Origin of the sequence: Segatella copri (assembly GCF_019127135.1) — a bacterium.
GTDB lineage: Bacteria > Bacteroidota > Bacteroidia > Bacteroidales > Bacteroidaceae > Prevotella.
The window spans coordinates 43,837-57,482 of record NZ_JAHOEA010000011.1; the positions used below are offsets into that span (position 1 = coordinate 43,837).

The 13,646-nt window shown below is 47.4% G+C and carries 13 protein-coding genes; 6 read left to right on the plus strand and 7 right to left on the minus strand.

Annotation, left to right across the window (positions count from 1 at the left end):
- Nucleotides 1-30: 30 nt before the first annotated feature.
- A complete protein-coding gene (gene aroB, locus KSW37_RS04760; protein WP_006847291.1) occupies nt 31-1,077 on the minus strand; it encodes a 3-dehydroquinate synthase in 1,047 nt (348 codons plus the stop codon).
- Nucleotides 1,078-1,294: 217 nt separating this feature from the next.
- On the opposite strand from aroB, the gene KSW37_RS04765 reads away from it, so the two are divergent.
- On the plus strand, nt 1,295-4,240 hold the full coding sequence (locus tag KSW37_RS04765; RefSeq protein WP_217314151.1) for a TonB-dependent receptor: 2,946 nt from the start codon (nt 1,295-1,297) through the stop codon (nt 4,238-4,240).
- A gap of 234 nt (nt 4,241-4,474) precedes the next feature.
- On the opposite strand, the gene KSW37_RS04770 is transcribed toward KSW37_RS04765, so the two are convergent.
- The 4 genes from KSW37_RS04770 to KSW37_RS04785 all read right to left on the minus strand — a co-directional run bounded on the left by KSW37_RS04770 (nt 4,475) and on the right by KSW37_RS04785 (nt 7,105).
- Nucleotides 4,475-5,041 carry a porin family protein gene (locus tag KSW37_RS04770; protein ID WP_217314150.1) on the minus strand — a complete coding sequence of 189 codons (567 nt, stop codon included), beginning with the start codon at nt 5,039-5,041 and terminating at the stop codon, nt 4,475-4,477.
- A gap of 328 nt (nt 5,042-5,369) precedes the next feature.
- Entirely contained in the window at nt 5,370-5,792 is a 423-nt protein-coding gene (locus KSW37_RS04775; RefSeq protein WP_217314149.1) for an RNA-binding S4 domain-containing protein, read from the minus strand.
- Between the two features lie 85 nt (nt 5,793-5,877).
- A complete protein-coding gene (gene pth / locus KSW37_RS04780; protein WP_118066592.1) occupies nt 5,878-6,450 on the minus strand; it encodes an aminoacyl-tRNA hydrolase in 573 nt (190 codons plus the stop codon).
- Between the two features lie 49 nt (nt 6,451-6,499).
- Entirely contained in the window at nt 6,500-7,105 is a 606-nt protein-coding gene (locus KSW37_RS04785; RefSeq protein ID WP_117692160.1) for a 50S ribosomal protein L25/general stress protein Ctc, read from the minus strand.
- A gap of 284 nt (nt 7,106-7,389) precedes the next feature.
- Between KSW37_RS04785 and nusB the strand changes: the two genes are divergently transcribed.
- From nusB to KSW37_RS04810, 5 genes are all read left to right on the plus strand, one after another.
- On the plus strand, nt 7,390-8,457 hold the full coding sequence (gene nusB, locus KSW37_RS04790; RefSeq protein ID WP_217314148.1) for a transcription antitermination factor NusB: 1,068 nt from the start codon (nt 7,390-7,392) through the stop codon (nt 8,455-8,457).
- 77 nt (nt 8,458-8,534) lie between these two features.
- Nucleotides 8,535-8,849 carry a preprotein translocase subunit YajC gene (gene yajC, locus KSW37_RS04795; RefSeq protein ID WP_117587171.1) on the plus strand — a complete coding sequence of 105 codons (315 nt, stop codon included), beginning with the start codon at nt 8,535-8,537 and terminating at the stop codon, nt 8,847-8,849.
- Nucleotides 8,842-9,822: a CdaR family protein gene (locus tag KSW37_RS04800; protein ID WP_217314147.1), complete on the plus strand. Its 981-nt coding sequence runs from the start codon at nt 8,842-8,844 to the stop codon at nt 9,820-9,822. The genes yajC and KSW37_RS04800 overlap by 8 nt, the downstream gene beginning before the upstream one ends.
- Before the next feature lie 44 nt (nt 9,823-9,866).
- Nucleotides 9,867-10,439, plus strand: a complete 573-nt coding sequence (gene coaE / locus KSW37_RS04805; protein ID WP_217314162.1) for a dephospho-CoA kinase — start codon at nt 9,867-9,869, stop codon at nt 10,437-10,439.
- Between the two features lie 11 nt (nt 10,440-10,450).
- The gene (locus tag KSW37_RS04810) at nt 10,451-10,900 is read left to right on the plus strand and encodes a DUF5606 family protein (RefSeq protein WP_217314146.1); all 450 of its coding nucleotides are present in this window, start codon (nt 10,451-10,453) and stop codon (nt 10,898-10,900) included.
- A 141-nt stretch (nt 10,901-11,041) separates the two neighbouring features.
- Here the strand turns inward: KSW37_RS04810 and KSW37_RS04815 are convergent, their stop codons facing one another.
- Nucleotides 11,042-12,400 (minus strand): MATE family efflux transporter, encoded by a 1,359-nt coding sequence (locus KSW37_RS04815; RefSeq protein WP_217314145.1) that lies wholly within the window; start codon nt 12,398-12,400, stop codon nt 11,042-11,044.
- A 258-nt stretch (nt 12,401-12,658) separates the two neighbouring features.
- Complete coding sequence (locus KSW37_RS04820; RefSeq protein WP_254368603.1) at nt 12,659-13,612, minus strand: phage antirepressor; 954 nt, start codon at nt 13,610-13,612, stop codon at nt 12,659-12,661.
- Between the last annotated feature and the right edge of the window lie 34 nt (nt 13,613-13,646).

Genomic DNA, 13,646 nt, shown 5'->3' on the forward strand with positions numbered 1-13,646 from the left:
GATTCTCTGAAGAAATATTCTTTAGCTGAATTATCCTTCTCTGAAGAAATCGAGTGCTTCCTTGATTTCTTCTGTCGTAGCAGTCTGGTTGATACGGATATCGCCTATGCCGCCCAGCATCGTGAAGTTGATGATACCATTCTGGTTCTTCTTGTCATGGTGCATCAGTTCTATCAGTTCATCATAGTCATCGCAGGTAATATCCAGTGTACCATAGAATTCCTTGATGAAGTTTACGGTCTGGCGCATCTTCTCTGTAGGGAATCCGGTCTTGGCAACACTCAGATAGAGTTCTGGAATCAGACCGAATGCCACTGCATAACCATGCAGGATAGGCTTGCGCTTCAATGCCCAACTCTCGAATGCATGACCGAAAGTATGGCCCAGGTTCAGTGCCTTGCGGATGCCCTGCTCGTGCGGATCCTGCTCTACAATGCGCTCCTTCACCTTCACGCTGTCGCCTACCATGCGCTGCAACTGCTTCAAATCAGGCTTGTCGAGGTCAAAGCTGACCAGTTCTTCCCACATGGCTTCTGTAGAAATCAGACCGTGTTTCAGCATTTCTGCATAGCCCGAACAGATGTTTTCTGCATCGAGCGTCTTCAGGAACTCTGTATCGAGAATAACAAATTTAGAATCATTGAACACACCTACTTCGTTCTTCAGTCCGCCGAAGTTGATGCCTGTCTTTCCACCTACCGATGCGTCTACCATAGCCAGCAGGGTGGTAGGAATATTGATAAAGTTGATGCCTCTCTTAAAAGTGCTGGCAGCAAAGCCACCCAGGTCGGTTACCATACCGCCGCCCAGATTAATCATACAGGAGTGGCGTGAAGCTCCACCCTCCTGCAGTCCTTTCCATACCATCATCAGACTCTCGATGTCTTTATGGCTGTCTGTAGCCGGAATAGTGATGATATGGGCTTCCTTCATGCAGTAAAAATTCTGCAATACAGGCATGCATAGTTCCAATGTCGTAGTATCAGTAAGCACAAAAAGCTTGTCGTGCTCACATTCTGAAAGTGCACTTACCAGTTCGCTTTCCAGTTGGGTTGATATGATTACTCTTTGTTCCATAACATTCTAACGTATTAATTTTTGTGCAAAGATACACTAAAATGGAGACAATACAAAAAAAAAGTTGCTAAATTAGCGTTTTTTTTCTCATAATGCATTAAACCTTGGCGTTTTTAACGCGTCAAAACAATCGAGTAACAAAAATGATAATAGAATATCATAGCCATTATGTGTGAAAACACTCATAGTTGGAAATAATAACAAATTAAAAATAAGAATGAAAAAATCAATTCTGACGATGCTGCTGCTGTTGATGGCAATGGCATCCTTTGCTCAACAGCGACTGATATCCGGTCAGATTACTGACCGCGATACCAAGGAAGCCATTGAGCAGGTAACGGTTCAATTGCTTAAGAGCGACAGCACGTATGTAGCTGGTGCCATCAGTAATGAGAACGGACTCTTTCATGTCACCGCTCCGGCAAATGGCAAATATCTGCTCAAGATTTCGAGTGTAGGATATAAGTCTACTGTGAAGCATATCCAAATTTCTGATAACAAGGATCTGGCTATGGGTAAGATTGTGCTGGGTGCTGAGGCTATCATGCTGAAAGGCGCAGTGGTAACAGCTATGGCTCAGAAGGTAACTCTGAAGGAGGATACTTTCGTGTACAATTCTTCTGCCTATCGCACACCGGAAGGCTCGGTAGTTGAGGAACTCGTAAAGCGTCTGCCGGGTGCAGAGGTGAGCGATGACGGTACTATCAAGATCAACGGTAAGGAGGTAAAGAAGATTCTCGTAGACGGTAAGGAGTTTATGACGGGCGATACCAAGACAGCCTTGAAGAACCTGCCTACCAGCATCATCGAGAAAATCAAGGCATACGATGAGAAGAGTGATCTCTCTAAGGTGACTGGTATTGATGATGGTGAGGAGCAGACCGTGCTCGACTTCGGTATCAAGAAGGGTATGAACAGGGGTTTGATTTCCAATATCGACCTGGGCGTGGGCAACAAGAGCCGCTACAATATGCGTGGCATGGGAGGTTATTTCAATGATAACAACCGATTCATGCTCTTTGCTAATGCCAATAACACCAGCGACCGTGGTTTCGGAGGCGGTGGCCCCGGTAGAGGCTTCGGAGGTGCTAACGGTTTGAATGCCAGCAAGATGATTGCTGCCAACTACAATTACGAACTGAAGAATAAATTCAAGTTCAATACTTCACTTCGCTGGAATCACAGCGATGGCGATATTTGGAGCAGCCGTTCCAGCGAGAACTTCATGGGTAGCAGCAGCTCTTTCAGCAATAGCCTGAGCCAGAATTTCTCCCGCAGCAACAGCTGGAACGGTAACATCCGATTGGAGTGGATGCCTGATTCCATGACCAATATCCTCTTCCGTCCTTCCATCTCCTGGAGTACCAGCGATGGATTGAGTGGCAGCCAGTCGGCTTCTTACAACAAGGATCCTTATACCATTACCACCAAAGACCCTCTTTCTGAGGAAGGTATTGATGAGTTGGAGAAGGCTGAGGCTATGGTGAACAGTCAGTTGACTAACGGAATCACCTATTCTGATAATAACAATATCAGGGGTATGCTGCAGGTGAACCGCAAGTTGGGCAACAAGGGACGCAACATCACTTTCCGTGTGGATGCCAAATATACGGATAAGGACAGCAAGAGCATCTCGCTCAACAATGCCAAGCTCTATCTCGTACAGACAGCGGAGGGTAAGGACTCTACTTATCAGACCAACCGCTATAACCTGACTCCTTCGAAGGATTACAGTTATGCGGGTCAGTTGACCTATAGTGAGCCGCTCTGGAAGGCTACCTTCTTGCAGTTCAGCTATAAGTTTACTTACAGCTACTCCAAGAGCGACCGCAGTACCTACGATTTCAGCAAGTATGCGATGAATGGCGATCATGAATATCGTAGTTGGGATAGCTACTTGAATCCGTTTGCCGGTCAGCTTGATAATTACAGAAATGATGAATTGAGCCGGTTCTCTGAGTATCGCAACTACAATCACGATATCCAGGTGATGATGCGATTCGTCCGTCAGAAGTATAACTTGAACTTCGGTGTGATGATTCAGCCACAACAGTCGAAATATATCCAGGAATATCAGGGAGTGCATGTAGATACCGTTCGCAACGTAACGAATTTCAGTCCAACCCTCGATTTCCGTTATCGCTTCTCAAAGATGAGCAACCTGCGCGTGAACTACCGTGGTACTACCTCTCAGCCAAGCATCTCTCAGTTGCTTGATATCACAGATAACAGCGACCCGCTGAACATCTCGAAGGGTAACCCTGGCTTGAAGCCATCGTTCACCCAGAACTTCCGATTGTTCTACAACAACTTCGTGCAGAACCACAACAAGGGTGTCATGACCTTCATCAACTTCTCAACCACCAACAATAGCATCAGCAATAAGGTGACCTACAATGAGGCGACTGGTGGAAGAATCACCCGACCGGAGAATATCAATGGCAACTGGAATGTGATGGGAGCCTTCATGTTCAACTGCTCTATCGATAGTGCCGGTGTATGGAACTTGAATACTGACACCTACTTGGGTTACAACAACTACGTGAGTTATCTGAGTCTCGACAAGCAGTCTGATTCCCAGAAGAATACCACCCGCAGTACTACCTGGAGAGAACGCCTCTCTTTCAGCTATCGCAACGACTGGTTGGAGTTATCGCTCGATGGAACATTGAATTATAACCATGCTACAAACAAGTTGCAGCCTAACAGCAACCTCGATACCTGGCAGTTCTCTTATGGACCAAGCATGACGCTTACAGCGCCTTGGGGTACCAGTCTGAACTCAAGCCTCTCTATCAGCAGCCGCCGCGGTTATAGCGACAGCAGCATGAATACGGATGAGTTTGTATGGAATGCGCAGCTCTCTCAGGGTTTCCTGAAGGGCAAGCCTCTTACCATCATGCTGCAGTTCTACGATATTCTCCGCCAGCAGAGCACCTTCTCTCGTGCCATTTCTGCTACATCCCGTACGGATACGGAGTATAATGCTATCAACAGCTATGCGATGCTGCACGTGATTTACCGCCTGAATCTCTTCGGAGGCAAGGATGCCCGTAGGGGTGGACCTGGCGGTCCTGGTGGTCCTGGTGGCCGTCCAAACTTCCATGGCCGTCCTTTCAATGGCGGTTTTGGCGGTGGTCGTCCAGGTGGAAGAATGTTCTAAAAAACTTCTCTTGAAAACAAAGTAAGCTTCATTGGGCATTGAAGTAAGCTTCATCTGCGTATGAAACAGGCTTCATTTGCCTTTGAAGTAAGCTTCATTTAAAACGATAGTAAGCCTCACTCAATGTTTACGTGAGGCTCATTTCAAATAGGTATGACGAGAAAAAAAGAAATCCCCGCTCTTCGTAATGAAGAACGGGGATTGTTTTATTTGGGATTACTAAAAGTTCATTGATTAGAGAGAGAACTTGTAACCTACAGTAATCTGGATTACGTTGTTGTAGTGATCCCAGTTTTCAAAAACCTTAGTTACACCGATGTTGTAACGAGCATCGAATACAATGCCCTGGTACTCGTAAGAGAGACCTACAGGAATAGAGAGGTCTACGGTCTTAACGTGCTCTGCATCATCCTTGTTTACCAAGAAACCTGGCTGCAAACCTGCCTTGAGAGCAAGACCAGCTACTGGGTAGTAGTTCAATGTGATAGGTACATTGATATAGCCTGGATTCCACTTGGAGTCGTTCTTAACGGTAACGTCTCCGATTGGAGTATCGATTTCAACATCCTTAGCCTTGTAGCCCTGTACAGAGTAGAGAGCACCTACAGCAACACCAAAGTTGCTAGAAGCCTGATACTGCAATTCTGCACCAGCAGCGAAACCTGCCTTCCAGTCATTATCACCAATTGTAGAAACGTTCAAACCTACCTTAGGCTGAATAGTTGTTGTACCTGCAGCCTGCTGTGCGAAAGCACCTACTGAAGACAGCACCATAGCTGCCATAATAAATAATTTTTTCATAACTCTTTCAATTTATAAATTTAAAACTGTTAATATTCTCGTCGCTTTTGAAATAGTATGTTACTATAAAACTGAAAATGAGGTAGCCATTTATCATGCCTTTCCATCATCTCTCGGGTGCAAAGATATAGGTTTTTACAATAGAGTCCAAACAAATTAATGATTATTTGCTAAAATCGGGCGAAAAAATACGAAATTGTTACCAAATCGAATATTTTTAGATTTTTTTTATCCCCGTTTTCTTGTATTCCAAAACCACATGCCAAAGCTCAGAAATTAAAGAAAAAGAGGATTGAATTACTTTATATAGTAAATTCAATCCTCTTTTTTATTCTTCATCCTCGTCCCAGTCTTCTTCGTCAAATCCAAACATGGCTGGATCAACGAAGGCATCCAGGGCTCGGCGTTCTTTCTTAGTTGGGCGACCAGTGCCTCTTGCTCTATCTACGAATCCGCTGATGCGACTCATCTCCAGCAATTCATATTGCTTAGGATCGGTCACGTTCTTATAGACTCCGAAGAGCATTTTGGCTCCTACGCGCTGCTCTATGCAGTCGAGAACCTCGAAAGAATAGGTGATAGGGGCTTTCTTGACGCTTACCACATCGCCACGCTTGATGATAAAGGAAGGCTTTCTCGTTACGCCTCCTACCATTACACGACCATTCTTACAGGCATCGGCAGCAATGCTGCGAGTCTTGTAAATGCGGGCTGCCCAGAGCCACTTGTCTATTCTTGCTGATTCTTTCATTTCTGCTTTGTTTTTTGGGGGGACAAGCGATGGAATCGCTTGGAACGGGGGCTGGCTTCTGCTGGCTTTGGCTTCTGCTGGCTTCCTATTTCTTCCCTAGCTTGTTAAACTGGTTCATTGTAATATCGATACCGGCAAGGACGAAGCTCTTGATGATCTCTACACCCAGGTCGATGGCCGGCTGCAGCTGCTTCATGTCTTCCTCAGTATATTTGCCCAGTACCCAGTCAATCTGGCCGCCACGCGGATAATCGTTGCCGATGCCCATGCGCAGGCGGGCATAATTCTGACCGATAAGCTGCTGGATATGTCCCAATCCGTTATGGCCGCCGTTGCTGCCGTTTGCCTTCAGTCGGAAGGCACCCAGTGGCAGGGCGAGTTCATCGCTGATAACCAGGAGTCGGCTCTGGTCAATCTTTTCCTGATTCAGCCAATATCTTACCGCATTACCACTCAGGTTCATGAATGTGGTAGGTTTGAGCAGGAAAATCTTTCTTCCCTTGAGCGTAGTCTCGGCTACGAAGCCATATCGCTTATCCTCAAAATGAATATTGGACGCTTTAGCAAAAGCGTCCAATACCATAAATCCTGTGTTGTGCCTGGTGCCGGCGTATTCATCGCCAGGGTTACCAAGCCCACAAATCAAATATTTATCCAATGTTTGATAATGCTTTACTCAGGTTCGTAAAATCTTGATGACTCAGCGATTAAGCCTCTGCATCATCAGCAGCCTGAGCTGCGAGCTGAGCGTTACGTGTCATCTTGATAGAGCAAACTACGACAGCCTTGCTTGTAGCCAACTCGAGACCCTCGAATGAGAGGTCACCTACCTTGATGCTCTTACCAATCTTCAACTCTGTAACGTCGATATCGAGGTGCTCAGGGATAACCTGGTAAGGAGCTGTAACGTTGATCTTACGGATAGAGAGGTTCATACGACCACCATCACGTACACCCTGTGCAAGACCTGTCAACTTAACTGGAATACCGATAGTGATAGGCTTCTTGTCGTTAACCTCGTAGAAGTCAACGTGCAGAGGAGCGTCTGTTGTTGGGTGGAACTGAATCTCCTTCATGATAGCTGTGTGGCTCTCACCGTCGATGATGAGGTTGATAACGTATACATGAGGAGTGTAGATGATTTTACGCAACTCAGCGAATGGAACTGCGAATGACAAAGCCTCAGGAGCACCGTTCTCGCCCTTCTTCTCACCATAAAGGTTACATGGAATCAAACCTTCCTTACGCAATGTCTTAGAAGCTTTCTTGCCAAGGTCTGTACGCTTCTGACCTGTTACATTAATCTCTTTCATTTTGTGTTACTCTAAATTAAGTTATTAATAAAAAATGTGCCTTAACTCGCCATCACACGGATTAGCTTTGCTTAAAGCGGGTGCAAAATTACGAAAATTATTTGGAATGAGCAAACTTTTTACTGAAAAACATGTTCTACATGCAGAAAAATTAAGGAAAATACACTTTTTTGCTTAAATAAACTGAAAATTTTGCCCGTTTTCTTGTCTATTACCTATTTAATGTGTATTTTTGCAAGCGTATTAGGTAATTTAATATATAAATCTTTTAAAAACATTAGAGAATGATTAATAGGGATTTGATAAGACGTAAGATTGTGCAGTTAACCTACGCATACTATCAAAACAGCGATCATAACATGGATAACGCTGAGAAGGAGCTGATGTTTAGTCTCTCCAAGTCATACGATTTGTACAACTACATGTTGCAGCTTATCGTTGCCGTCACCCAGGAGGCACGCAAGCGCTACGATGTAGAAGTAGCTCGTGCCAAGAGAGAGGGTGAGCAGGAACCTTCACCACGTTTCGCATTCAATAAGTTCGCTCTGCAGCTCGAAGAGAACAAGATGCTGCTCGAATGGATAGATGTAAAGCATTCCAACTGGGATGAGGATATCGAGATGGTGCGCAAAGTGTATACTGCGATTACGTCCAGCGATCTCTATGCTGATTATATCAGCGGAGCTATTGATGAGGAACTCGCCGATCTCGACGAGTACAACCGCGACCGTGAGGTATGGCGCCGCATCTACAAGCAGTTCATTCAGAACAATGAAGATCTTGATGCATTCCTCGAGGAAAAGAGCCTCTACTGGAACGATGACAAGGATATCGTAGATACTTTCGTATTGAAGACCATCAAGCGTTTCGACCCAGAGGCTAAGGCCAAGCAGGAATTGCTGCCAGAATACAAGGATGCTGAAGACAGAGAGTTTGCACGCAAGCTCTTCCGTGCTACCATCCTCAACTGCGATACCTACCAGCGCTATATGAGCGAGGCTTTGCGCAACTGGGATTTCTCACGTCTTGCCTATATGGATGTGATTATCATGCAGATTGCCATCGCTGAGGTGATGAACTTCCCTGGCATCCCGGCTACCGTCACTATCAATGAGTATGTAGAACTTGCCAAGGCATACAGCACTCCTCGAAGCGGCGGTTATGTTAACGGTATGCTCGACAGCATCTGCCGCGAGCTCATCAGCCGCAACCTCATCCAGAAGGAGATGCCTGAGCGTAAGCAGCATCAGCATGCACAGCACGGCGAACATGCCGGCAAACAGCGCCCAGACAACCAGCACCCAGCCGGCCGTCGTCCGCGCATTCATCGCGCTCCGGGCGAGGGTGAGTAAATAACGGAGGCCTTTCTTGCTGGCCACACCTTATTTATATATAGAACATAAATAATAATAGATAATACTTTAACGACATGACAAATTTAGTATTGCAAGCTGCTGCCGGTGGTAGCAGCATGAGTTTTCTCATCATGATGGTAGCCATCTTCGCTATCATGTGGTTCTTTATGATCCGTCCTCAGCAGAAGAAGCAGAAGGAAATCCGCAAGTTCCAGAATGCTTTGGCAGAGGGTACTAAGGTAGTTACAGGTGGCGGTGTTTACGGCACTGTTAAGCGTGTTAACCTCGAGGCTAACACCGTTGATGTTGAGATAGCTCGTGGCGTGGTAATCACTGTAGCTAAGGGCTACGTGTTTGCTGATGCAGCTAGTCAGACACCTAATGCATAGTATCAAGAGCATATTAAAAGCTGTCAGAAACTTCCTGTTCAGTGGTCTGAATAAGGAGTTTCTGATTTTTTTGTTCTTTCTCGCTCTTAGCGGCATCTTCTGGCTGATGATGACGCTCAATGAGACTACCGAGAGAGAATTCCATATCCCTGTGCAGTTGACCGGCGTGCCCCGCAATGCGGTGATAACCGGCGATATCCCTGATACCGTGCATATTACGGTGCGCGATAAGGGATTCACCCTCGTTACCTATGCTTACGGAGGCAAGATTCATCCGCTCACATTCCGTTTTGCCAATTATGCCGACGAGGATACGGGAACGGGACAGATTCCGATGGCTGATGTGCAGAAACAGGTGGCATCCCAGCTCTATGGCTCTACCAAACTGATCTCCATCAAACCGGCAAAATTCGATTTCTTCTTCACCTACGGCTCTTCCAAGCGGGTGCCTGTGGTGTTCAGAGGAAAGATTACAACCAGCAAGAGCTATTATCTGGCGCATACCGAATTCCTGCCGTCTACGGTGATGGTTTACGCCAACAAGAAGATGCTCGACCAGTTGGAATCGGTAGAAATCGAGCCTTTCAACATGCGCAACCTGCAGGATACCATTCATCGCAGCGTGCTTATCAAGAAGATACGCGGCATGAAGATTGTGCCTCAGATGGTGCGTCTGGCGGTATATCCTGATGTGCTTACCGAAGAGGCGGTCGAGGTGCCTGTTACGGCCATCAACATGCCGGATAACATGGTGCTCCGTACCTTCCCGTCTAAGGTTTCGGTAAGATTCACCATCGGAGCCAGCCTCTTCAGAACCATCAAGCCGAGCCAGTTTAAGGTGGTAGTAGATTATAATGATCTGGCTAACAACCCTTCAGACAAGTGCCACCTCCAGCTGCGCAGCGTGCCGCGCTCGGTGAGCAAGGCGCATCTCGAACTGGAAACGGTAGATTATCTGCTGGAACAGCAATGATAGTTGATAATTGATAGTTTATAGTTGATAGTTTTTCTACTATGATGAAGATAGCGATAACGGGTGGCATAGGTAGCGGTAAGAGCTATGTGTGCCGGATATTGGAGAAACAGGGCATCAGGGTCTACGACTGCGATGCCGAGGCTAAGCGGCTCATGCGTACCGATGCCCGCTTGCAGGCTGGCTTGAAGAAGCTGGTAGGCGAGCAGGTTTACAGCGCAGAGGGCGTTTTGCAGAAGCCCGTGCTGGCTCAGTTTCTGCTTGCCAGCGAGGCTAACAAGCAGGCTGTCAACGATGTGGTTCATCCGGCTGTGGCGCGCGATTTCGAGCAGAGCAGCTATGAGTGGATGGAGAGTGCCATCCTCTTCGATAGCGGTTTCTACCGCCGTGTCCACCTCGATTTCGTGGTCTGCGTAACGGCTCCCATACCGGTCCGCATCCAGCGCATCATGCAGCGCGACCATATCTCGGCCGAGAAGGCGCAGCAGTGGATAGATGCCGTCATGCCGCAGGAAGAGCTTGCAGCCCGCTCCGATTTCGAAATCGTGAACGATGGCGAGCAGGATATCGATGCACAGGTAAGAAAATTATTGGATATCATTAATAATAAAGAATAATAGAAAAGACAATGGAAACAATCCTTTCAATTGCAGGCAAACCAGGCCTTTATAAATTGGTATCAAGAGGCAACAGAAACCTCATCGTAGAAACGCTCGATGAGACTCACAAGCGTGTCCCAGCTTTCGCTACAGACCGTGTAACAAGTCTTGGTGACATCGCTATGTATACAGACGCTGATGAGGTGCCACTCTGGGAAGTGCTCGACAGCGTAAGCAAGAAGGAAGAGGGCAAGCCTAGCACTTTCAACTACAAGAAGGCGCCTGTTGCTGAGCTCCACGCTTATTTTGCTGAGGTTCTTCCTAACTACGATCGCGACCGTGTTCACGACAGCGATATCAAGAAGCTCCTCCAGTGGTACAACATTCTTGCTAAGTACGGCATCACCGATTTCAAGGCTACTCTCGCTCCTACAGAGGGTGAGAATGTAGATGATCGTGCTGAGCAGGCTGCTGAGTAAAGGAAATTGCAGTTAGTTTATATTTAAGGGTGTTCATATTTCTAGAAATAGAGTATGAACACCCTTTTTTTTATTTTTAATAGATGCAGTTTTTCAATCCCGTCAGGCGTTATGGTCCGTCAGGCGTTCCTGCGTATCCTTTTATTCCTCAATCTTTTTCAGTTCTTTCTCAAATCTTCTTCGATACATCTCTCCCGCTATGGTCAAACCGAACGGGAAGGCGATCCAGATGCCCAGAATGCCTAAGCCGCATGGGAAACCCAGGGTGTAGCCCAGCGGCAATGAGATGACGAAATAGGCGATGAAGGCATAGAGCACCATCGGCTTTACACAGGCGATGCCACGCAGCGCATTGGCAAAAGTATACTGCAGTCCGTCGCCAAACTGATATACCATCATCAGGATAATCAGCGTAGCCACATACGCCTGCACCTCCACATTATCATTAAACCAGCCACCTATCTGATGGCGAAGCAGGAACACCGGCAAACCCATGCACAGCGAGAACAACAGGTTCAGCCGGAAACCGTCGTAGGCATTGCGGCGAACAGCAGCGTAGTCCTTCTGACCCATAAAATGACTCACGCGGATAGCCAGCGCAGCTGCCATGCCCGAAAGCACGAGATAGAAGAGCTGCGAGAGGGTAATCATCACCTGATGAGCCGCCAGCGGAATGGTTCCCAGCCAGCCCACCATCACACAGCTCAGCGTGAAGGCAGCCGATTCCATGCCCAGCTGCAGCGCCACAGGCCAGCCCAACCGGTTCATCTCCCTGAAGTCAGCCTTGGTCAGAGAACTGTGCAGAATATCGCGTCTGTATTCCCCGAAATTCTTGCCCGTCATCAGCATGCCCACCATCGCCAGCGCCATCAGAATGCGGCTCACCAGCGTCGAAATACCGGCTCCCAGCAAACCCAGTTCCGGGAAGCCCGCCACACCGTAAATCAGTACCCAGTTGCCCAGAATATTGATTACGTTGCCGCCAATCATCGCCCACATCGCCACCTTGGTCTGTCCGAGTCCGTCAAGAAATTGCTTCATCGTGAAGAAGATGCCCATGAAGAGCACCGAGGCAAGGTTTACCAGAAAGTAAGGGCGGATGAGCGAGAGCAGTTCTTCAGGCTGTCCGATGCGCCCCAGATTCAGGTAGAGCACAATGAGGGCGAGGGTGAAGATGATGCCCGTCAGCATGTTGGCACAGAAGGCATTGCGCACTTTCTGTCCGATGCAGTCGGTCCGTTCCTCGCCGTAGAGCCGTCCGATGATAGGAGTGAGGCCGTAGGTGAATCCCATATAGGATACGAATACCAGACCGAAGATATTGTTCACCAGTCCGGCAGCCGCCAGTTCCGGTGTACTGTGATGGCCAATCATCAGCGTATCGGCAAATCCCAGAATGATGGTACCCAGCTGTCCGATGATGATAGGAATGCCGATAGCTAGCAGTTCCCGGTAGTGATGTTTCTTGTTCGTCGTTATTGATGTTGTATGATTATTCATATTTGCTTTTAATTACTAATCTATTTCCTTTATTCTGTTCTAAGAGCCTGCAAAGTTACGGCTTTATTCACTAACTACCAAATTTTTCTTTCTTTTTTTTAGGGGACCAGCGATGGAATCGCTGGGAACGGGGCGCAAAGGGGCAGGAAGAGGCTTTCCCCCTTCCTGCCCCCGTCCCCAGCGATTCTATCGCTGGTCCCCCTAAAAAAGGTAAAAAGAGCCTAGCTTACCCCCCCCCGCTAGGCTCTTTTTACCTTTTTACCTTTTTACCTTTAAATGTATGAACTTCCTTCCTCTTTCTGTCCATACGAGATAAGTGTGGGTGTAGGCGGTGCCCAGCTTCTCCTGTGCCCCATCGCAGTGAGGGTCGGGGAGGGTAGAGTAGCGGGTGCGGCTCTTCGCCAAGCCCATGTGGGCATAATCAGCATAGAGCAGATACTGGCCGCTCTGGTAGTACTGGATATGAAGGGCACAGAGCTGGCGGTTCAACTCCTGCGCCGTGATACCCAGCTCCTTCGCAATCTGCGTGGTGGTGAAGCAGGAAACAGAGTTGAGAACATTGTCGGTGTAGAGCGCCTTCGGCAGAAGATGATCCACCTGATTCTCCAACTGGATGATGTTCTCACCGTTCTTGGCGATGCAAACCACCTGCTCATCCACCACACCGTTCAGCCGTCGAATCTCCGTATCCTGTTCTCCGATGAGTTTCTTCTGCTGATCTATCTGCACTTGCTGGTTTTTCAGCAGCTTCTCCTTCTCATTGAGTGTAGCCCTGAGAATCTCTTCAGCATGTCGAATCGTCTCCTCATCACTCTCTCCCTGCCGTACCGGAATATAACCGCCCGTCTTGCGAATCTGTGGCAGCACCTCGGAAGTAACCCAGTTTTTGAACTTTACCGCCGTAGGAAGCTTGGAGCCGAGAACCAAAGCATAGAATCCGCTCTCGTTAACGAAAAGCATCTGAGTCCAGCGTTTAGCCTCGCTTCCATCCTTCTTAAAACCTGTCACTACCCATGCACTGCGTTTTGCCGTATCAAGTGGTTTAACTAGTTGGCTTACAGCGTCATTCGCTCTTTTGTATCCCAGTACATCACAGATGTCCTTCGCACAGAACAAGGGTTCTCCATCTTCATCGGTCAAGGTGCGAATCTTACCGAATTCAGGGTTTTCGAACACGATAGCATTACCCGCTGTCTTTTCATTCTCCTTCATTTTCATCTCTTCTTTTTTTGTTTTATAATTTTTT